Source organism: Anaerocolumna sp. MB42-C2, assembly GCF_030913705.1.
Lineage (GTDB): Bacteria > Bacillota > Clostridia > Lachnospirales > Lachnospiraceae > Anaerocolumna.
On record NZ_CP133190.1, the window covers coordinates 6,395,001 to 6,418,310 of the forward strand.

At 34.3% G+C, this 23,310-nt stretch carries 17 protein-coding genes, 1 rRNA gene and 1 other annotated feature (1 of these 19 cut by a window edge); of the genes, 17 read left to right on the top strand and 1 reads right to left on the bottom strand.

The genetic code is table 11. The features are described from left to right. From RBU59_RS28370 to RBU59_RS28405, 8 genes are all read left to right on the top strand, one after another. A 23S ribosomal RNA gene (locus RBU59_RS28370) occupies positions 1–1,408 on the top strand; it begins 1,568 nt to the left of the window's first position. A 232-nt stretch (positions 1,409–1,640) separates the two neighbouring features. Then, positions 1,641–2,528 carry a chemotaxis protein gene (locus RBU59_RS28375; RefSeq protein WP_308145814.1) on the top strand — a complete coding sequence of 296 codons (888 nt, stop codon included), beginning with the start codon at positions 1,641–1,643 and terminating at the stop codon, positions 2,526–2,528. 373 nt (positions 2,529–2,901) lie between these two features. Beyond that, positions 2,902–4,281 (top strand): hypothetical protein, encoded by a 1,380-nt coding sequence (locus RBU59_RS28380; protein ID WP_308145815.1) that lies wholly within the window; start codon positions 2,902–2,904, stop codon positions 4,279–4,281. Between the two features lie 108 nt (positions 4,282–4,389). Further along, entirely contained in the window at positions 4,390–5,001 is a 612-nt protein-coding gene (hisH, locus tag RBU59_RS28385; protein ID WP_308145816.1) for an imidazole glycerol phosphate synthase subunit HisH, read from the top strand. Positions 5,002–5,032: 31 nt separating this feature from the next. Next, positions 5,033–5,791 (top strand): imidazole glycerol phosphate synthase subunit HisF, encoded by a 759-nt coding sequence (gene hisF, locus RBU59_RS28390; protein ID WP_308145817.1) that lies wholly within the window; start codon positions 5,033–5,035, stop codon positions 5,789–5,791. Positions 5,792–5,832: 41 nt separating this feature from the next. Then, positions 5,833–6,507, top strand: coding sequence for a uracil-DNA glycosylase (locus RBU59_RS28395; RefSeq protein ID WP_308145818.1), 675 nt, complete (start codon positions 5,833–5,835; stop codon positions 6,505–6,507). Positions 6,508–6,824: 317 nt separating this feature from the next. Next, positions 6,825–7,086 (top strand) — a binding site (T-box leader). Positions 7,087–7,337: 251 nt separating this feature from the next. Beyond that, positions 7,338–8,552, top strand: coding sequence for a tyrosine--tRNA ligase (gene tyrS / locus RBU59_RS28400; RefSeq protein WP_308145819.1), 1,215 nt, complete (start codon positions 7,338–7,340; stop codon positions 8,550–8,552). Between the two features lie 88 nt (positions 8,553–8,640). Then, entirely contained in the window at positions 8,641–9,027 is a 387-nt protein-coding gene (locus RBU59_RS28405) for a hypothetical protein (RefSeq protein WP_308145820.1), read from the top strand. Between the two features lie 353 nt (positions 9,028–9,380). On the opposite strand, the gene RBU59_RS28410 is transcribed toward RBU59_RS28405, so the two are convergent. Beyond that, positions 9,381–13,616, bottom strand: a complete 4,236-nt coding sequence (locus RBU59_RS28410; RefSeq protein WP_442871723.1) for an acyl-CoA dehydratase activase-related protein — start codon at positions 13,614–13,616, stop codon at positions 9,381–9,383. Positions 13,617–14,087: 471 nt separating this feature from the next. Here RBU59_RS28410 and RBU59_RS28415 point away from each other — a divergent pair, with 471 nt between their 5' ends. From RBU59_RS28415 to RBU59_RS28455, 9 genes are all read left to right on the top strand, one after another. Beyond that, complete coding sequence (locus RBU59_RS28415) at positions 14,088–14,429, top strand: lytic transglycosylase (protein WP_308145822.1); 342 nt, start codon at positions 14,088–14,090, stop codon at positions 14,427–14,429. A 649-nt stretch (positions 14,430–15,078) separates the two neighbouring features. After that, on the top strand, positions 15,079–16,014 hold the full coding sequence (locus RBU59_RS28420; protein WP_308145823.1) for a magnesium transporter CorA family protein: 936 nt from the start codon (positions 15,079–15,081) through the stop codon (positions 16,012–16,014). A gap of 55 nt (positions 16,015–16,069) precedes the next feature. Further along, complete coding sequence (locus RBU59_RS28425; RefSeq protein ID WP_308145824.1) at positions 16,070–16,948, top strand: rhomboid family intramembrane serine protease; 879 nt, start codon at positions 16,070–16,072, stop codon at positions 16,946–16,948. A 207-nt stretch (positions 16,949–17,155) separates the two neighbouring features. After that, positions 17,156–18,358, top strand: coding sequence for an ABC transporter permease (locus RBU59_RS28430; RefSeq protein ID WP_308145825.1), 1,203 nt, complete (start codon positions 17,156–17,158; stop codon positions 18,356–18,358). Further along, on the top strand, positions 18,348–19,574 hold the full coding sequence (locus RBU59_RS28435) for an ABC transporter permease (RefSeq protein ID WP_308145826.1): 1,227 nt from the start codon (positions 18,348–18,350) through the stop codon (positions 19,572–19,574). The genes RBU59_RS28430 and RBU59_RS28435 overlap by 11 nt, the downstream gene beginning before the upstream one ends. A gap of 24 nt (positions 19,575–19,598) precedes the next feature. Further along, positions 19,599–21,053 carry a hypothetical protein gene (locus RBU59_RS28440; RefSeq protein WP_308145827.1) on the top strand — a complete coding sequence of 485 codons (1,455 nt, stop codon included), beginning with the start codon at positions 19,599–19,601 and terminating at the stop codon, positions 21,051–21,053. A 138-nt stretch (positions 21,054–21,191) separates the two neighbouring features. Beyond that, complete coding sequence (locus RBU59_RS28445) at positions 21,192–21,500, top strand: hypothetical protein (RefSeq protein WP_308145828.1); 309 nt, start codon at positions 21,192–21,194, stop codon at positions 21,498–21,500. 38 nt (positions 21,501–21,538) lie between these two features. Further along, positions 21,539–22,753 (top strand): DUF2953 domain-containing protein, encoded by a 1,215-nt coding sequence (locus tag RBU59_RS28450; RefSeq protein ID WP_308145829.1) that lies wholly within the window; start codon positions 21,539–21,541, stop codon positions 22,751–22,753. After that, a complete protein-coding gene (locus tag RBU59_RS28455; RefSeq protein WP_308145830.1) occupies positions 22,753–23,163 on the top strand; it encodes a GerW family sporulation protein in 411 nt (136 codons plus the stop codon). The genes RBU59_RS28450 and RBU59_RS28455 overlap by 1 nt, the downstream gene beginning before the upstream one ends. Positions 23,164–23,310 lie beyond the last annotated feature (147 nt).

Sequence of the window (23,310 nt, forward strand, 5' to 3'; positions counted from 1 at the left end):
AACCGGTGCAAGCGTGGTAGTAGTGTGGCAGGCAAATCCGTCACACAATACGAAGACGTGATGCGGACCGAAATTTAAAGTAGGGAAGCTGGTGAGCTAACTGCCAAGAAAAGCCGCTATTGTTTTATATAAGCCCGTACCGTAAACCGACACAGGTGGATGAGGAGAGAATCCTAAGGCCGACGGGAGAAGCATTGTTAAGGAACTCGGCAAAATAACCTCGTAACTTCGGGAGAAGAGGTGCCTGTAGAAATACAGGCCGCAGAGAATTGGCCCAAGCAACTGTTTAGCAAAAACACAGGTCTATGCAAAACCGAAAGGTGAAGTATATGGGCTGACGCCTGCCCGGTGCTGGAAGGTTAAGGGGAGATGTTAGGAGCAATCCGAAGCGTTGAACTTAAGCCCCAGTAAACGGCGGCCGTAACTATAACGGTCCTAAGGTAGCGAAATTCCTTGTCGGGTAAGTTCCGACCCGCACGAAAGGCGTAATGATTTGGGCACTGTCTCGACAATGCACCCGGTGAAATTGAAATACCAGTGAAGATGCTGGTTACCTGCGCCAGGACGGAAAGACCCCATGGAGCTTTACTCTAGCTTGATACTGGGATTCGGTATTGCATGCACAGGATAGGTGGGAGGCTTGGAAGCTACGACTCCGGTCGTGGTGGAGCCACTGTTGGGATACCACCCTTGCAGTATTGGATTTCTAACATGTGCCCGTGATCCGGGCAGTGGACAATGTCAGGTGGGGAGTTTGACTGGGGCGGTCGCCTCCGAAAGGGTATCGGAGGCGCTCAAAGGTCTTCTCAGAATGGTTGGAAACCATTCGCAGAGTGCAAAGGCATAAGAAGGCTTGACTGCGACACCGACGGGTGGAGCAGGTAGGAAACTAGGACTTAGTGATCCGGTGGTATAAAGTGGGATTGCCATCGCTCAACGGATAAAAGCTACCCTGGGGATAACAGGCTTATCACTCCCAAGAGTTCACATCGACGGAGTGGTTTGGCACCTCGATGTCGGCTCATCGCATCCTGGGGCTGTAGTAGGTCCCAAGGGTTGGGCTGTTCGCCCATTAAAGCGGTACGCGAGCTGGGTTCAGAACGTCGTGAGACAGTTCGGTCCCTATCCGGCGCGGGCGTAGGATATTTGAGAGGAGCTGACCTTAGTACGAGAGGACCGGGTTGGACTGACCTCTGGTGGATCGGTTGTACTACCAAGTGCATGGCCGAGTAGCCAAGTCGGGAAGGGATAAACGCTGAAGGCATCTAAGCGTGAAGCCCCCCTCAAGATAAGATATCCCATGCGAAAGCAGTAAGACCCCTTGAAGACGACAAGGTGGATAGGTTAGAGGTGGAAGTGCAGTAATGTATGGAGCTGACTAATACTAATAGGTCGAGGGCTTGACCATAAAGTGTTTGTTCATATTAAAGTGAAATAATCAATGTGTTAGTTAAGTAAAAAATGATGTTAATATTTAATATAGTATTATAGACCTAAAAATACCAAAGTATGGATTTTTAGGTCTTTTTTAATGCCGAAATTTATCAAATAAGTTTGAAATTTATAGAAAAATATAATATAATAAAATTAATCAATAAAAAAATTACTGAAAGAATCTTAGCATAACGGAGGCTGGAACTATGGATACTGGAGTATTGTTGGAAAGTGGAACTAATGAATTAGAAATATTAGAATTTAAGGTTGGAAATAATTTTTATGGAATTAATGTAGCAAAGATTAGGGAAATATTACCGTATCAGACACCAACACCGATACCCAATGCCCATCCGTGTATTGAAGGTATCTTTATGCCAAGAGATATTATAATTACAGTTATTAACTTAGCTAAATGTCTAAATATTCCTGATTCTAACATGGCAACAGATATGAATATTATAACTAATTTTAATAAATTAAATGTTGCATTTCATGTCCATGGTGTAGTCGGTATCCATAGAATCTCATGGGAAGACATTAATAAACCGGATGAAACAATTAATTCAATTGCAACAGGTATTATTAAATTAGAAGAAAAACTTATTATAGTACTTGATTTTGAGAAGATTATATCCGATATTAGTCCTGAGACAGGTTTAAAAGTATCCGATATAAATCATTTAGGTGTAAGGAATCGTAATGAAGCCCCAATATTAATAGCTGAAGATTCTCCTTTATTAAGTAAATTAATACAGGAATGTCTTACTAAAGCCGGATATACGAATATTACAGCTACGGTTAACGGATTAGACGCATGGAATAAACTCCAGGGGTATAAAAAAGACAAAATCATAAAATCAAGTGTTAAATGTATAATAACAGATATTGAAATGCCTCAGATGGATGGACATCATTTAACAAAGTTAGTTAAAACGGATCCGGAATTAAAAGATTTACCTATTATCATTTTCTCTTCTTTAATAAATGAAGAAATGATGAGAAAAGGAGAATCAATCGGAGCAGATGCACAAATTACAAAACCGGAGATCGGTTCTCTGGTAGAAGTATTAGATAAATTTATATTAAAATAAATTCAATATTATACTTTTACTGATGGAACCTAATTTTGGTGACTAACGTAACAAAAAACATTCATCGAATTTATGAGGAGTGAGCTTCAGATGGCAGTGTGCAGATTGCGCAAAACTAATATTCCGGATGATGATAAGGATATTGCGAGAAATGTTTTGATAATAATAGAGCAAAACTGGATGAAGCTTATTTAGATATTCTTTTAAAATCTGTTACAAATTCACAGATTAGTAAACGAAAACTAAGCAGTGAGAAAATAACACCAGATAAAATTCTGATTTTGCGAATACGAGTAGTTATAATACTTTATGAATTAGTAATGAAATTAAATAAAAAATAACACAAAATATTACGAAACAGGATGAAAAAAATTTGAGAGACGAACAAGATAAAGAAAACGAATTAAATACTATTACGGATGACGATATTTTATCTCTGCTTAAAGATTCTACTGAAGATTCGAATTCTGATAAGCAATTAGATAGTGGTAAAGAAAATTCTTATTATGATGAAAATGACATTCCTGAGATAGAAGATACGGATGAGGATTTATTAGCTTTGCTGGATATGATATCTGCGCAGGATGAAGCCAATACCAATAAAGAAGAAAATTCCAATACTGTGATGGAGTCATTAGAACAGGTTTCTACACCAGAAGAAGCACCTTATCCTGATGAAATGGAAGATATTTTATCAATTGATGATTTGGCGGAAGAAATTGCAGATGACTTTCAGGAAGAATCCGACATAAAGGAAGATATGCCTAATACTGCAAATGATATGAGTGGTATTTTTTCAGATGTTTTAAGCGCTGTGGATTCTTTGAAAGATAAGGAAGAAAATAATATAAGCAGTATCAATCCATCCGTTTCTGAAGTGGATAACAAGGATAATAAAAAGGAAACCAAAGAAAAGAAGAAAAGTTTTTGGCAGAAAATATTTGGTAAAAAAGAAGATACAAAAAAAGAAATAGCTTTGGAAGCTGACACAGAAGTTATCAAAGATAAAAAGACTGTCAGCAAAAAAGCAGAAAAAGCTAAAAAGAGTAAAGCGGTAAAGAAAACGGTTAAGAAAGAAAAAAGGAATATAACTGAAGATAACATTGGCGAAGAAGCTAAAGATGTAAAAAAGAAAAAAGCTAATGAAAAGAAAGCAGTAAAGAAAAAACCAGATAAAAAGAAAGTCGCTAAGATCAAGAAAGAACCAAAAGTAAAAGAAGTAATAGAAGATAATGAAGATAATGTAAAAATTAATAAATTAGCAGTAATTTTTGTAATGACATTCTTTATTTTAATCGGTGGATTTGTTATAATAGGAACGAATCAATATTCCTATTCACTGGATATTAAAAATGCCAAGGTCAGTTTCTCAAGACAGCGGTATACCGAAGCTTATAAGGATATATATGGGTTGGATATCAGAAAGAGTGATAAGGAAATATATGATAAAATCATGACAGTAATGTATGTTAATAAAGAGTTAAACTCTTACAATAATTATATTGATATTAAGATGTATCCACAGGCGTTGGATTCTTTATTAAAAGGAATTGAAAGATATGATAAATATATTAAGCGTGCAGCTGATTTGGGTATAAAAAAAGATATGGACAGTGTGAAAGAGCAAATTGTTAAAGAATTGAAGAATAAATTCAATTTAAGTGAGGAAGAAGCAATTGCTTTAAATAAAACCGATGACCAGACACAGTACAGTATTAAAGTATTTAATACTGTTTTAGAAAAAATGAAATAAATATGCAAAGAGGCATAAAGGGTTATTGCACGTTTAGCAACAACCCTTTATGCTTATTTCCGTTAGTGCTAAGGAAATAAGCAGATACAAAGAAAGGTATGGTATAAAATGATTGCTGTAATAGACTATGATGCCGGAAATTTAAAAAGTGTTGAAAAGGCTTTAAAATACTTAGGAGAAAATACTACTATAACAAGAGACAGAGATGAGATTTTAAAAGCAGATAAAGTTATTTTACCGGGAGTAGGTTCCTTTGGTGATGCAATGGACAAATTAAACAGTTATCATTTGGTTGATACAATTAAAGAAGTAGCTGCATCTAAAAAGCCTTTCTTAGGAATTTGCTTAGGTCTTCAGCTTTTTTTTGAAAGTAGTGAAGAATCGGTTGGTATTCCAGGCTTAGGAATTTTACAAGGTAAGATTGTAAGAATACCGGATTGTGAAGGGCTTAAAATCCCTCATATGGGATGGAATTCCCTGGATATTAAGCCGGAATCTAAACTTTTTAAAGGAATAGATAATAACGCATATGTATATTTTGTTCATTCCTATTATTTAGTTGCGGAAAATAAAAATGAAGTCGTTGCGACAACAAATTACAGTACCTTAATTCATGCATCAATTGAGAAAGAAAATATATATGCCTGTCAGTTTCACCCTGAGAAAAGCGGTGAAGTTGGACTTAAAATATTAAAAAATTTTGCAGAATTAGTCAAATAAGATAAACAGTGTGCAGGAATTGGAGGTAAACATGTTTACAAAGAGAATAATACCTTGTTTGGATGTCCATAATGGGCGTGTCGTTAAGGGGATAAATTTTGTTAATCTTAGGGATGCAGGTGATCCCGTAGAAGTTGGTAAGGCATATGATAAAGCAGGTGCCGACGAACTTGTGTTTTTGGATATAACGGCTTCTTCCGATGCAAGAACTATTAAAATTGACATGGTACGACGAGTTGCAGAAACAGTATTTATTCCATTTACGGTTGGTGGCGGGATACGTACTATAGAAGATTTTAAAGTAATATTAAGGGAGGGCGCAGATAAGATTGCTGTTAATACTGCAGCAATTCTTAATCCGAATCTGATTTCTGAAGCAGCCGATAAATTCGGCAGTCAGTGTGTTGTTGTTGCTATTGATGCCAAGAAAAGAGAAGATGGATCAGGCTGGAATATCTACAAGAACGGCGGCAGAATAGATATGGGTATTGATGCAGTGGAATGGGCTATGAAAGCAAATGCATTGGGAGCCGGAGAAATACTACTTACAAGTATGGATTGTGATGGTACAAAAGACGGTTATGATTTGGAATTAACCCGGACTATCTCCGAAAACGTTTCCATTCCGGTAATAGCTTCCGGCGGAGCCGGTAAAATGGAGCATTTTTATGATGCATTAACTGTAGGCAAAGCAGATGCAGTATTAGCTGCATCATTGTTCCATTATAAAGAGATGGAAATAATGGATTTAAAGAAATACTTAAGAGACAAGGGTATAAGCGTAAGATAATAATCTATTAGCTTAGCTATTTTAATTATAGGAGTAATGTTATGAGTGCAATAACGAATGATTGGTTAAATGTAATAGGCGATGAATTTCATGAAAAATATTATGCGGATTTATATAAATTTGTAAAAAATGAATATAATCATTATGCTGTATTTCCAAAAGCAGATGATATTTTTAATGCATTTCATCTTACGCCGCTAGAAAAAGTAAAGGTTGTAATAATTGGACAGGATCCTTATCATAACGATGGTCAGGCACACGGATTATGTTTTTCTGTAAAACCCGATGTAGATATTCCTCCATCCTTAGTAAATATTTATAAAGAATTACAGGATGACCTGGGCTGTAAGATTCCAAATAACGGGTATCTGGTTAAATGGGCAGAGCAGGGTGTATTGCTTCTTAATACAGTACTTACAGTAAGAGCACACCAAGCCAATTCTCATCAGGGCAAGGGATGGGAAAAATTCACGGATGCGGTTATTCAGGCCGTAAATAAGGAGGACAGACCAATTGTTTTTATATTGTGGGGCAGACCGGCTCAGTTGAAAAAAAGCATGTTGAATAACCCGAAACATCTTATTCTGGAAGCACCTCATCCAAGTCCTTTATCAGTGTACAGAGGATTTTTTGGAAGTAAACCTTTTAGTAAAACCAATCAATTTCTTACGGAACACGATATAGCGCCGATTGATTGGCAGATTGAAGATACATAAATAAAAAACTGTAATAGAATTAACTGTAATAGAAATAACGTGTATAATAAAATGGCTAATATATTGTTGCAGTTAAGACTATGATACTGTGAGATGTTTTTATGAGTGTAGTGAAACGAAAGTCATATAAAATGCGAGACTTATCTGGCGAAATTATTCTGAATGCATATGCCTGTACATAAATTGTTATAATTCAGCTGTAGGCCAAACTGAAACAATTTAGATAAAAATTTTACTTGACATATACTTAAAATGTAAATATACTATGTATAGTTTATTTCATACATTATTGGATGTAACTAAATTTAATAATTTATATTAAAGCGTTGATAAGAATAAGTAATAACCAGTAATCCAGACAGAAAGTAACCGGTTGATGAGAGGTGCATGGCAGGCTGATTATGAATACATCTTTGAGCTTCACACCGAACATTATTTAAGTAGGCTGTGACGGATTCCTGCACACGTTATAGTGCTAGAGTATAACCCATTGATTAGATGGAGTACTTGAAGAGGTAGACAATGTGAATTGTCTATAAACTTAAGGTGGTAACACGAGATATTACTCTCGTCCTTTTGATATATAAGGACGGGAGTTTTTTTTATCTCACAGGATGTCATTCTATGAGATAATAACCCTTCGGAGGATGCACACGACATGCAAAAAAGGATATTATCCTTTGGTAGAAGTCACTGGCTTGACCGCTTTGTTATTATAAAGGAAAGTTCTGTGAACTCCCTTATAAAATAAAATGCCCTGAAATCCGAGTGGAATTACACCTGCCTGTACTTATCCAATCTTAATTTATTAAGAAAAAAGGAGTAAAGGAATGCAAACAAACATTGAGGAACAAATTAAAATAATTACAAAGGGATCAGACCGCTTGGTAGGTATGGATGAACTGAAAATAAAACTGGAACGATCCATAAAAGAGAATAAGTCATTAATTATTAAACTTGGACTGGATCCAAGCGCTCCTGATATACACTTAGGCCATGCTGTTGTATTACGAAAAATAAAACAAATGCAGGATTTAGGTCATAAAGCAGTAATTGTCATTGGTGATTTCACCGGTAAAATCGGTGATCCAACCGGTAAATCGAAAGGCAGGGTAGCCCTTACGGATGAACAGGTAAAAGAAAATGCGAGAACCTATACAGACCAAATAATTAAAATATTACAGCCTGATCAAACCGAAATACGATTTAACAGTGAATGGCTTGGAGAATTAAAGTTTGATGATGTTATAAAATTAGCAGCTACAACAACGGTTGCGAGAATGTTAGAGCGTGATGATTTCCAAAACAGATATAAAAATAACGTGCCTATCGGAGTACATGAATTCTTATATCCTTTAATGCAGGCATATGATTCCGTAGCCTTAAATACAGATATAGAGCTTGGCGGAACGGATCAGACCTTTAATATTCTTATGGGAAGAAATCTGCAAAAAGCAATGGGACTAGAACAACAGACAGCTTTATTTATGCCGATTCTTGAGGGTTTGGACGGTAAAGAAAAGATGAGTAAAAGCCTTGGTAATTATATTGGAATCAATGAGCCACCCCAGGTTATGTTTAAAAAATTAATGGAAATACCGGATGAGTTAATTATAAAGTATTTTGAGTTAGCAACGGATGAGCATCCGGATAAAATAGAGGAGATTAAAAATGATTTGGAAAACGGCAAAAATCCAAGAGACATTAAATATGAATTGGCAAATGTCATAATTTCTCTGTACCATACTCCTCTGGATGTAGAAGAAGCTATTAAATATTATGATACTGCATTCGGAAGAAAATCAATTCCAGATAATATTCCGGAATTAATCATTGATTTGGATAAGGATAAACTCGCTGATATTATCCCACTTCTGATTCGTGATAAGTATATTCCAAGCGGCAGCGAATTCAGACGGCTTATTGCCCAGGGCGGAGTACAAATAAACCGGGAAAGTATAGTATTAGACGATCTTGATATGGTACTTGCCTGCGGAGATATTCTTAAAGTGGGTAAAAAGAAATTCATTAAAATAATTAAGTAAATTATAATCTACATTAATATATTTGTCACACTATATGCCACTTGTGTGATCATTGAAATAATAGATATATTTCATAAGAACTCAGTAAATGGTAAAAGTATCTACTGTTTTTTTTATTTATCAATTAATTAGTACTGGTATCATACTAGTTGATGAGTTAATTGGTAATGATTCAATTTCGACTGATTTTTATGGGACTTTATTTGGATATATTTTTGCTTCGAAAGGTGGATTCACATTTGTTGTACTTGGTGTTGTACTATATTATACTAAGAATAACAGAAAAAAGCTGGCTATAGGTTATTGCTGTTTTTGTATATTCTATACTATTTTTTATGTAACAAATATAGTAGCTCGTTTATTAATAAAATTTGAATCCATCCTGCCATATTTTATGTATTATACCATAGCGTGTTTTGCACAAATTATGGATATGGAGATTATACCGGTTTATCACACCCGTTTTTTACATTGACAAGTTATCATAGGATGGTAATTTTCGCATTACCTTTTATGATATAGTATAACGGAAAAAAGGGAAAAGGATATAAGTATTTCTTTTATATATTCTATCCTTTACATATATACTTACTATATTATTTAGGATATTTTATATCATAAATATCTAGAACGGTGTATGAATTGTACATTGTTAGATGCATACAAGAGATCTGGCTGACACTAAATTATTAAGGTATATGCTTTGGTCAACTATAAATTCGATTAAATAATTTAGAATGGTCTGTTTGTTATAATTCGAAATAAAAAGAATTATAACAAACAGACCATTTAGTATTTTCCATTGAAAGATTTCATAAGTCCGATAAATCACTGGTTCAGGTTTTTAACAGCAGTAGCTAACATTAGTTTGATACGGTTTAACTGATTAACTTCGCTGGCACCGGGGTCATAATCTACGGCAACGATATTGGAATTAGGATAACGTAAGCGTAATTCTTTAATAACGCCTTTACCAACAATATGGTTTGGCAGACATGCAAATGGCTGGGTGCAGACAATATTTTCAACTCCGGAATGAATTAACTCAACCATTTCCCCGGTTAAGAACCAGCCCTCACCGGTTTGATTACCAACGGAAACGATGGGAGAAGCATATTGTGCTAATTTTTGTATTGGCACCGGTGGAGTGAATCGGGTACTTTTTTCCAGGGCAATTCGAGCTTCTTTTCTGCAGTATTCCACAATTTTGATTAAAAGATTACCGATAGTAGCCGAGGATTTCTTAAAACCTAAATATTGGGATTTAAAGTTTGCATTATAAAAGGAATACATAAAGAAATCAATTAAATCCGGAACAACGGCTTCGGCACCCTCAGACTCTAATAATTCAACTAAATAATTATTGGCAGCCGGTAAGAATTTAACCAGGATTTCACCTACAACCCCGACTCTCGGTTTTTTTATATCTTTGAGTGGGAGTGTATCAAATTCCTTTACGATGTTACGTAAATTTCTTTTAAATTCCCCCCATTTACCATTCGTTACAGAAGTCTTACATACCTCATTCCATTTTTTATATAAAGCGTTGGCAGAACCCGGTTCAGCTTCGTAAGGTCTGGTACGATAGAGTACGCGCATAAATACATCTCCGTAGACTAAAGCTTGAACAGCACTGATTAAAAGCTTAGGGGTATATTTCATACCCGGGTTTTTCTCAAGACCTGTTACACTTAATGAAATTACAGGAATTTGTGACATTCCCGCCTTTTCTAAAGCCCTGCGGATAAAGTTAATATAATTGGTAGCACGGCATCCGCCTCCGGTCTGGGTTATCATAACAGCTACTTTATTTACGTCATATTTGCCTGATAATAGAGCATCCATAATCTGGCCTACGACCATAAGTGATGGATAACAAGCATCATTATTTACATACTTAAGTCCCACATCAACAGCAGAGTGATTGTCATTATCCAGAATTTCCACGTTATATCCGTTGGCTTTTAAAGCCGGCTTTAGGATATCAAAATGAATCGGTGACATCTGAGGGCAAAGAAGCGTGTAATCTTTACGCATTTGTTCCGTAAAAATAACCCTGTCAAATGCATTGGATACAACCTTGGCTTTTACAATATGCTTATGTTCCCTGTCTTTAACTGCTGACAGCAGGGAACGGATACGGATTCTTGCAGCACCTAAGTTATTAACTTCATCAATTTTGAGTACGGTATATATTTTACCGGATTTAGAAAGGATATCATTTACCATATCTGTAGTAACAGCATCTAAACCGCAGCCAAAGGAATTTAATTGAATCAGTTCCAGATTAGGCATAGTTTTTACAAAAGATGCAGCAGCATATAATCTGGAGTGATACATCCATTGATCCACAACTACTAATGGCCGGTCTACATTTCCCAGATGGGAGATGCTATCTTCTGTTAAAACAGCAACACCATAGGAATTAATCAATTCCGGGATACCGTGGTTGATTTCCTGATCTACGTGGTAAGGGCGTCCGGCCAGAACAATGCCCTTTTTACCGGTTTCTTTCAGATACGCAATGGTTTCTTCCCCTTTTTTTCTAATGTCCGCTCTCTCGGCTTCTAATTCCAGCCAAGCTTTATGTACCGCAGCTTTCACTTCCGTATCTGAGGTATCGGTTAAATCTTTCATAACATCAATTAAACGTTTGCATATAATTTCTTCGTTTTCAAAGGATAGAAACGGATTTTGATAATTGATATTTCCGTTACGTAATTCCTCAACATTATTTTTAATATTTTCACTGTACGACGCTACAATAGGACAGTTATAATGATTATTGGCACCAGGGACTTCTTTTCTTTCATATGGTACACTGGGGTAGAATATAAAATCCAAGCCCTGTTTTATTAACCACATAATATGTCCATGAGCCAGTTTAGCAGGATAACATTCTGATTCGCTTGGTATGGATTCAATTCCAAGTTCATAGATTTTGCGGTTTGACTCCGGAGATAAAATTACTTTATACCCCATTTCCGAAAAAAATGTAAACCAGAAAGGATAATTTTCATATTGATTTAGAACTCTTGGAATACCTACTTTACCACGGAATGCTTTATCATCTTCTAAAGGTTCATATGAGAAGAGGCGTTTTAATTTATACTCAAATAAATTAGGTATATTATCTTTGTTTTTTTCTTTCCCTAAACCACGTTCACAACGGTTTCCTGTAATAAACTGTCTGCCGCCGGAAAAACGGTTAATCGTTAATTGGCAGTTGTTTGTACAGCCTTTGCACCTTGCCATGGAAGATTCAATTTTTAAGGCTATAATCTTATCAATAGTAAGCATAGTAGTTTCTTGATCTTCATAATGTTCCCTGGCAATTAATGCTGCACCGAAAGCGCCCATAATCCCGGCAATATCCGGACGTACAACCTCACAGCCTGCTAAAAGTTCGAAACTTCTAAGAACTGCTTCATTATAAAACGTTCCGCCCTGAACCACGATATTCTCACCAAGGTCTTTCGGATCCGTAATCTTTATAACTTTATAGATTGCATTTTTTATTACGGAATAGGCTAAACCGGCTGAAATATCAGAAACACTGGCGCCTTCTTTTTGTGCTTGTTTTACTTTCGAATTCATAAAGACTGTACATCTGGAACCTAAATCGATGGGATTTTTAGCAAACAATGCAACATTAGCAAAATCGGCAACCTCATAATTTAAAGATTTAGCAAAAGTTTCTATAAAGGAACCACAACCTGAGGAACAGGCTTCATTTAACTGAACGCTGTCAACAGAATTATTTTTAATTTTTATACATTTCATATCCTGGCCGCCGATATCTAAGATACAGTCGACCTTAGGTTCAAAGAAAGCAGCGGCGTAATAATGTGCAACCGTTTCTACTTCACCCTCGTCTAACATAAGGGCTGCTTTAACTAAGGCCTCACCATATCCTGTTGAGCAGGAACGTACAATTCTGGCACTGTCCGGCAGGATGGAATAGATTTCTTTAATCGCTTTTATAGCTGTTTTTAAAGGACTGCCGTTATTATTACTGTAAAAAGAGTAGAGAAGAGTACCGTCTTCACCTACAACAGCTACTTTAGTTGTAGTAGAACCGGCGTCAATGCCTAAAAAGCAATCGCCATCATATGTATTTAAGTCACCCTTTTTAACAGAATGTAAGGAATGTCGTTCTTTAAATATAGTATAATCAGATTCAGTTTTAAATAAGGGAGTCATTCGGCTGACTTCAAACTCCATTTTTATACCTGAGGTTAACTTCTTAATTAAATCATCAAAGTTGGTTAGTGATTCCCCTTTGCTGTTCATTGCAGCTCCGGTTGCTGCAAATAAATGGGAATGTTCCGGGGCTATAATCTGCTCATCAGTCAAATTAAGGGTTCTTACAAACGCTGCTTTTAATTCAGTTAAGAAATGCAGCGGGCCTCCTAAAAATGCGACATTACCCCGGATAGGTTTACCACACGCTAAACCGCTGATTGTTTGGTTAACAACGGCCTGAAATATGGAAACGGCTAAATCGGGTTTGGTGGCACCCTCATTAATGAGCGGCTGTATATCTGATTTAGCAAATACTCCGCAGCGGGCTGCGATAGGGTAAATAGCCTGATAATCTTTAGCGTATTCATTTAAACCTGAGGCATCCGTTCTTAATAAAGTCGCCATCTGGTCAATAAAGGAGCCGGTACCTCCCGCACAGATACCGTTCATTCTCTGATCGATTCCATTGGTGAAATATATGATTTTAGCATCTTCACCGCCTAACTCTATGGCTACATCTGTTTGAGGTGCGTAATCAGTGAGTGAAGTTGAAACTGCGACAACTTCTTGAACGAAAGGTACTCCCAGGTGTTTTGAAATAGTCAGGCCGCCGGAACCGGTTATCATTGGAGCAATTTCTATATCACCTAATTTTTTGTGAGCATTTATCATAAGCTTTGCCAAGGTTTCCTGAATATTAGCATAATGTCGTTCATATTCAGAATAAAGTATTTCTTTATTTTGCCCAAGCACTGCAATTTTTACTGTTGTAGAGCCTATATCAATGCCTAAGGTTGCAATTCTATTATCTATCATAATTCTATCTCCTTGCTAAATTTAAACTGATTCGTTCGCAAGTAACGAATAATCTATTATGGTGGGATTACCATTAAGCAGTAACCAAAGTCAAACTTGCTCCTGCGTTGAAGATGCTGACAATACCTATAGATGCGTACCTATGTTAAAATATTCTGATAATAAACATTTGTGAAAGATTTACATGTGATTATTAAATCGATGTCATGTAGTATTATACGACACATGTCAATGAAGTTCAATAAAAGAATTCAATAACGAAATTTAAAAATTTTATAAAAATTATAAAATTATTAGCAACAGGCGATTCAAAGGATACTAATGATAAATTATATCAATAACCTGTTTGCTAATCGGTAGAATTCAAATATTGCGGAGTGGAACATCCTGGGACTGTATTGAATATAATGTTATAAATTAATATAGAACAGGTGAATCCTAAGTGGATATCCTGCCATTAGAAAGTTGGTTTGCATGAACAATAACGGTTATTCTTGTATGATCTATAATATTAAGCAAGGTGATACACTTTATAACATAAGCAGGACATATAATGTTCCGTTAGCTTTAATCTTAAGAGCAAATCCTTATGTGGATATATATAATCTACAGGTAGGAGATGAGTTGTGTATTCCCGTTACGAATCCGGTAACCTGGAATAATGTAATTTCTTACGTTGTTCAGGATGAAGATTCTCTTAATGCAATATTAGATCAATATGGGCTTGATATGCAAGATGTTCTGGAATTTAATAATATGAACGGAATGGACATAACCCCCGGAATGACAATTATGATTCCAGTTTATGATATGTAAATAATATAATATGAAAGTCCTTACGTTAAAAAGCAAACATACAAGTATATATAATAAGGGGATTGGCCTAATTTCTGATCAGCCGATTCCCCTATTATATTAATGTGTGTTTAATTCATTATTTCATTTAATCTTGATACCGGTTATTTTGCCTTTTTCCGATGTGTTATTATAGAGGGAGTCCCTTTCCATATCATCTTTTAAGACGTTATGACAGGATTGACTTTAGTGAATCGTCTTTTTAAAATTCTTCTTGTAAATCGAAAATAATTTTTATCTAAAATACAAATTCTATTAATACCCATTACATATGGTATTCCTTTCTTATTAAAAATTTTCTTTCAACTTTAAATCTTTAAACACATCTCAACTAAATTTTATTAATAGTATCTTAAATTTATAAAAAAATAATGTAGTATTTTATAATATGTTTTTTATTTGACAAAAGAAGATATAAAACATATAATTAAGAAGATACTAAAATATAACAAAATAATAAGGTTATTTGAAAGGATGTGAACCGAATGGAAGCGGGGCCCAGTTGTAATTATCGACGGTATAATAATAAAATGAATCACTGCACAAGGCAGTTTAGATAGATTGAATTGATTCTTTCTACTGCCTTTTTGTGCGGTAGAAGGAGCGGAATATGATTGAAATTTTAAAAACTTACGAGGATGGAATCCGTCAAATTAATGAAATTGAGCAAGGATGTTGGGTAGTTATGACTAACCCATCTGCTACAGAACTTTTGGAAATCTCTGAAACCTGTCATATCGATATAGATCATCTAAGGGCACCTCTTGATGAAGAGGAAAGGTCCAGAATTGAAGTAGAAGATGAGTATACCTTAATTTTGGTAGATATACCAACTATGGAAGAAAGAAATAATAAGGACAGGTATGTTACAATTCCTTTAGGTATCATTATTGCTAAAGATGTCATCGTAACCATTTGTCTGGAAGAAACAAAGGTTTTGAAGAGTTTTATGGACGGCAGAGTAAGAGAGTTTTTTACTTTCAAAAAAACCAGATTTATTCTGCAGATTCTATATAAGAATGCTACGGTATTCCTTCAATACTTAAGAATTATTGACAGAAAAAGTGAAGAGATTGAGCATAAGCTTCATATATCAACCAAGAACAGTGAGTTAATAGACTTACTTGAATTAGAGAAGAGTCTTGTATATTTCACTACGTCATTACGTGCAAATGAAGTAGTTTTAGAAAAAATGTTGAAAATTGAAAATATCAAACAATATCCTGAGGACACGGAATTACTGGAAGATGTTATTATTGAAAATAAACAGGCGATTGAAATGGCTAACATATACAGCGGAATTTTAAGCGGTACCATGGATGCCTTTGCTTCCGTAATTTCTAATAACTTAAATATTGTAATGAAATTTTTGGCAACTGTTACAATAGTTATGGCTATACCAACCATGATAGCAAGTTTTTACGGTATGAATGTACATGGAATACCTGGAAGCAACTCACCCTATGGATTTTATATCGTAACAGCGGTTGCTTTTGTTATTACCAGTATTGTTGCACTAATATTCCGAAAAAAAGATTTGTTCTGAAAGCTGATTTAATTACGTTTTAGATTTTAAATTAAGAAAGAAGTGGTACCTTTAAATGAACTTTATCAATAAATTGAACCGTAAATACGGAAGATACGCAATATCGAATTTGATGTTTTATATCATTCTTTTATATGCTGCCGGATTTTTAATCAATATGATTAACCCTGCATTTTATCAAACTTACCTTATGCTGGATATAAATAAAGTATTGCATGGACAGATATGGAGAATCGTTACCTTTATTATACAGCCTACCAGTAATACTAATATTTTATTTCTGGCTATTGAATTATATTTATATTATATGATAGGGAATGCTCTGGAAAACGCATGGGGTGCTTTCCGGTTTAATTTATATTATATATCAGGAATTTTGTTTAATATATTAGCGGTAATTATAGTGTACATTTTTACGGGACATAGTATATTTTTAGGGTTAACCTACATTAACCGATCCATGTTTTTTGCATTTGCGGCACTTTACCCCAATGTACAGTTTTTACTTTTCTTTGTCATCCCTGTAAAGGTTAAATATTTAGGATATATTTATGGTGTCTACGTACTTTATGAGGTATTTACTGCGGTTATGGTAAAACAATATTATGTAGGTGTTGCCATCTTGGTGGCTTTAGGAAACTTTTTGATTTATTTCCTGTCGACAAGAAATTATAAAAAAATATCTCCAAATGAATATAAACGTAAAGCAAACTATAAACGTCAGGTTAAATCAGCAAGAGGAAGTAATATAGTAGAGTTTAACGGAAAAAAAACAATTACCAGACATAAATGCGCGGTCTGCGGACGCACAGAATTAGATGATGAGAATTTAGAATTCCGTTTTTGTTCGAAATGTGATGGCAATTATGAGTATTGCACCGATCACTTATTTACCCATGAGCATGTGAGAAAAACACCGAATGATCAATCTTAATTCACAAGATTTCAGATAAAATACAAAGTGTGAAAAAGAATTTTGAAAAGGCCAAAATTCTTTTGAAGAACTCCAAAATGAAATTCATAATTGTTAAAATGTTTTATCTTAACAATTTGGAATTCTCATTTTGAACTTCTTCCTCCATTATTTGAGATGCCGCTTTGCGGCATCATGTTTGGAAGTATGATTAGGAGAATCGGTACTGTGTTTTCTTTATTGATAAAAGACTGTAAGGAATTATTACAAAATAAAAAAAGAATCCTGTTCACTATTTTAGTGCTTATTATATTTATAATAAGCACTTATTATAATGCCAAAAACCAGAGAAGCACATCGGATAACAGAATCCGATTTGGGGTAGCTGATGAGGATAATTCTGTTTATTCAAAGCTGTTGATTGAGTATTTTAAAGAAAATGAAAATTTTGCTTCCTATATTAAAATAGCAGAAGGCAATAAACAGGAATTGGAAAATTTATTCCATAACGGGCAGATAGATCTTTTACTGCAGATTCCAATTGGATTTGCGGAAGATATGATGTTGCTGAAACATCAGCCGATAAAAGTTTTAATCAGTACAACGGATGTTGCAAAGGCAGTTTTAATTAGAAATATGCTGGATAGCTATGAGAAGTACATACGTGCTGTGGAAGTTAATTGTGTTGCTTTATTTAATACGATGGAACAGGCAGGTATGAAATCGGAACTAATTAATAAAAAAAATGTGGAGATTTCTTATGAGTTAATCTATACTGCATTAGGTAAAGATAAATTTTTTGCTTTCAAAGAAGTAAATGAATTTCCGGTTTCTTCCCTTGCCACATATTATGGTTTTGCACTATTAACGATTTTACTTAATTTTATAGGATTATATGTGGGATTTTTAATAAGTAAAGAAAAGAGATCAGGAATTTTAAAGCGATTATTTACAGTGGGTATTACGGTCCCGTCCTACTTGCTGGAGAAGATATTATTCTCGGCAGGGATAATATTTATATTAATATCGGCTTTTTATATGATACCGGCTCTTTTGGTTAATAAAGGAATTTCTGCTATAATGGAATTATTCATTTTATCGGCTGTATTATTCAGCGTTTGCTTTGCTGTATTTTTAAGCGGATTGTTTTATGATTTACGTAAATTTATGTTGGCTGGTAATTATATTAATTTTCTATTCGCAATAATGGGCGGAGGGATCATTCCTATCTTGTATATGCCGGGATTTATGGTTAAATTCTCTTCTTTAACTCCAAATTACTGGATGGTTCGTGCCATGCTTTCCATACAGAAAGGAATTAATGGCGATTATATATTTAAAATAATAACAGTTTTAATCCTGGGGGCTTTGGTTTTCTATGCCTTAAGTATATCCTTATACAGGCGGGAGGAGGTTACCGGTGAAGAATAATCTCTATACTCTCCGTATAAAGGCCATTTTAAATGACAAATTAACCTGCGGTATTTTAATGATATCTCTATTACTCTTTCTGTATATTATAAATAATTTTTCGATTCACGCAGAAGAGAGAAGCAGTATACCTATTGGTATATTAAATCTTGACCAAAGTGAAAGTTCCAAAGATTTAATAATGGATTTAAGAAAAGTACCCTCTTTTTATGTCTATGAGGGGTCCAAAGAGTATTTAAATGGGCTGCTATTAAAAGAACAAATCCGTGCCTATCTTATTATTCATAAGGAGTATGAAAAATCAATCCAAATAGGCAAAACGGAGGATCTGATTACTATGTATTATTCGGCCGGAGATGAAACCGCTAAAATCTTATCCGATATAATAGCCGGTGAAATGTTATATAAAATTTGTCTGTATAAAGGGTATAACAAATATCAGTTTCTTCCATGGAAAGATTACAGTTCCCAGTTGACTTTAAAACAGAATAAAATGCTAACATGGAACGATTATAATGCCTATGCCAATTCTTTAATGAATTCTCCTGATTTTGACTTTGGTTTTAATATTTCCATGATTAATACGGATAATCGCAACAATGGAAGTAAAATAGATAACTCTATTTTATATCAGCAGGTTATATGGGGCATTATTGCCATGTTATTAGGGTTTACCGCTATGTTAATGTCTTTGGGAGCTGTTTTGGAAATAGAGTCAGGAATCAGAAATAAGGCAGGTATTTCGCTTCTGGGTCCTTTTAGTCTGGATTTAAGTTATTTCACTGCTGCATTTACGCTTCAAAGCATATTTTGTATTGTGCTTCTGGCAAGTCTGGCCGGTAAATTCGGGAATCTAACGATAAAACAGGTTTTATTGCTTTTTCTGTTGCTGGAACTTTTCTCAGGGGTAATGATTCTATGGTTTCTTTTGATAGGAAAACTGTCTGAAAGGGCAGGCAGATTCCAGTTGATTAGCATTATATGTATTTTATTATTTGGGTTATTAGGGTTTTTATCTATAACAGCAGGATTTTTGGGGAATGAGTTATTAAATATTTCGAAAATTATTCCAAATAGCTGGTTTATTGATGAATTTACTGCTATAATATTAAATAAAAATTTGCAGGGTATAACTAATATATCCTATATTAAATTTATTATAACAGCCTGCGGATTACTTATTATAAATAGATTATTAAGTAAAAAGCAGTATTGATATTTGTCGGAGGAAATGAAAAAAATGAACAAAAACATGAAAACAATTTGCAAGGAAATACAAAAGGGAGTAAATCTGGATTTTAACATTCCCCAGTATTTTAATCGTTTAGTTACTTTATATGAACAATATGCGGGAATAAAATTTTCCATGCTTTATTATACTTTTTATGAAAATTATGTAGAAGCTGATAAAAACCGTCCTAAAGAGGAAGAAAACCTTTTAAAGGAAATGAATCAAATTATAAAAGAAAATCTGTTAAATGATTTTTCCGGTGAAAAAATGGAAAACGGAGTGAAGAGATTAGACGCCATTCGAAACAATATCATAAGTAAAATGAAGATTCTCACTGCTTATACGGATATTTTTCAGGTCTATGAATATATTTTCAACCGTATCGAATACAAATACGAGGAAAAGATTGATGAGATCGATGAAGAGGCATTTGTTTCAGAGGTAATCAGTTATATTTTTGATACCAACGATAACGTAATTATAAATGAGAAAATAAAAGAAGTAATAGGGCAGCTTCCCGTTAGATTATCACGATCCAGGTATTTGGATCTGATTAAGGACAGTCTTACTATATATAAGGGTGGTGATCGTTCTTCTCTCGACAGTTACCTATATATGATAAAGACCGGAGCTATGTTATATGAGCAGGAAGATATGGATACTGCATATCCGCATTTATACGATCTGAGAAAAGAATTGGAGGCCCTGGATTATAAAAACTTATCCAAAGAAGAGTATCTTTTCTATACTGGAAAAATTGATGGGGCTGCTTTTTTTATAAATGCCTCGGTAGATTTCTATTACGGCTTACAAGAATGTGTAAATCATCTGTATGTTATGTTGATTTTAGCTCCATATGCTTATATGGAGGGGTACCGAATCGAAGGCCTGGATGGAGAAATGAAATTCCTTTTATTACCTGCAGACGAGGATAATTGCAAAAAATTAATTCAAGATATAAATCAGCATTTTATGGCAGAGAAAATGGTGCCGTTAGAAAAAGAATCGGAAGAGAAATTGACCTATACCGAAGGACAACAGGAACTTATGACGGAAGAAATTCAAAGATTGGAAGCCTATTTTTATGATATAAAGACAGAACATGTAAAAATGGTGGAAAGTTTAATGCTGGGACCGTTATTTCATTGTTTAAATACAGCGCAAAATCTCCTTGGCAGCAGTTTGTTTGTGGAATTAAGGCAGATCATGGAAAATAAACTTGTGGACGAAGAGTATTTACTAAATGCACAGAATGATTTAGTTCTTAAACTATCCGAATTGTTCCGGAAAAATTCCCAACATGTTAATCGTGGGGTTATGGCAAATACCATTAATAAGATGCCTGTATTTTTCCAATCTGCTGATGATGTAACTGATTATATTAAAAATACTTTGGAGCAATGCCATGATAGAGCAGAAAAAACTGCATGTGTTAATATAATTAGGTCCCTATATAAGAATTAATTCTGTATTTTTATTGTAAAATTGTGGTATAATGGAAAGTAGGAATTGGAAAAAGGTAAAATTATACTGATTTAAGACGGTTTTAATTATCACAGATGATAAATTGATGGTAGTTTATGGAAGCATAGGTGTAGTGATATGATAAAATGGGCAGATAGAATGTATTTTAGTGAGGATTTAAAACACACAAAAAAAATAAAGGCCATGAAATCAATCGAAAAAGGTGAATTAACATTTGAGGTTTACTGTATAACGTTTGCATCGAATTCCTATAATTTATTTGATATAATCAATGCCAATGAACTTATATTTCCATACTACGCTAAAAAAGATACCTATATCTTTGGATTAGCCGGTTCGAAAGGACAAGCTAAACTTTTAGTAAAAGATATGCTGATGGAAATATATAATAAAACCGGTGATTTCCGTGTCAGAGAGTTTTTTTAAAAAACGAATGAGTACTAAAAGGAGGAAACCAAGAATATATGCTCCATATTGTTTTATTCCTTTTAAAAATAATCGGAATCATTCTTGCCTCCATTTTGGGATTACTTATTTTTCTCATTCTTGTTGTGCTTCTGGTTCCGATACGATATCGAATAAATGCTGATAACAAAGCAGAAATAAGGGCAGAAGTCAAAATAAGTTGGTTGCTTAGAATCATCAACTTTCTGATATTATATTCAGATAATGAGCTGCTTGTTCGATTAAAATTATTTGGAAGAGTTTTTTATGACAGCAATAACCCGAAAAGCAACGAGCGGCAGCAAAAAAGCAAAAAAATCAGAAAAAATCAGAAATCAGAAAAAATTACTGAGATAAAAGGTAATAGTAAAACTGAGATAAATGCAGTAAAAGAAATAAAAAACGAAAATATAAATAAGAGAATTGCCGAAACAGAAAATACAGAAGTAAAAACAGAGATCAAAACCGAAACAAAAACCGAAATAAAACCAGAAATAGAAATAATACATTCAATAAACAATACTTCAGTTTCGGAATCAAAAAATGCAGAAAATGATAAGATAGAAATAATAAAGGAACAATCTAAAGATAAGATAACAAAATTAACAAATAAAACCCCGGCTGATAAAATCAAAACCGAGGTAAGAGCAGCCGAAATCAACGGTACTTCTGGGGATGAACCGATAGCTGGTTCGGATCCTGATACAACAGAAAAATTTAATAAAAAAACCGAAAGGAGATTTCTTGCTGACTTAAAAAAGTTTTTTCATAAAGTCAAAGCCTTTTTTATCAATATACCGGAGCGGTTTCGTGGCATTTGGGCTAAATTAATCAATCTGAAAGAGAAGCTTTTAAATATTTCAGAAAAATGGGACAGGATTAAAGCTTTTTTAAAGGATGACAGTAATAAAAAGGCATTATCCAGGTCTTTTCTAACGATAAAAAAAGTTTTAAAACATATACGTCCGACAAAAATAAAAATGGAACTTGAGTTTGGAACAGGCGACCCTTGTTCTACCGGTCAAATATTGGGAGTTATGGCAGCCTTTTATAGCTTTTACGGACAGTCTGTGTCAGTGATACCAAATTTTGAAGATGAGATACTGGAAGGTTCCATATTTTGCATTGGGAGAATAAGATTACTTACATTACTAATAATATGTATACAGCTTTTATTAGATAAAAATTTTAGGAAATTACTGAAAAACTTGAAGGCTCTTAAGGAGGATTTATAATGGGTGAAAATAATTTTAATGCTACAGTCGAATCATTATTTAAAGGTATGGACAGTTTTATAACCACGAAAACAGTAGTGGGAGATGCAATCAAATTTGACGACGGAACAATTATTCTTCCTTTAGTTGATGTAAGCTTTGGCGTAGGAGCAGGTGCATTTTCTAAAGATGTAAGCAAAAATAATGCCGGCGGTGGTATGGGCGGTAAAATGACACCAAGTGCAGTTTTGGTAATCAAGGACGGAACAGCACGACTGGTTAATGTTAAGAATCAGGATAGCATTACCAAGATTTTGGACATGGTACCGGAGTTTATAAACCGATTTAAAAAAGATAAAGATAAAGATAAAGATAAAGATGATGATATTGACGATAAAGTAAATGAAGTAATTAATGGAGAAAACATATAGTAATTTAGTATTGTGGTGTTGCACTTATTAAAGGGTACACTTATTCCTTTCAATTTGAATTACTTATAAAAGATTTAAAATTTTTCTTGCAATATTTGCTTTATTCTGCTAGAATAGATTTGTTTGCAGGTCGTGCGACTTAAAAAA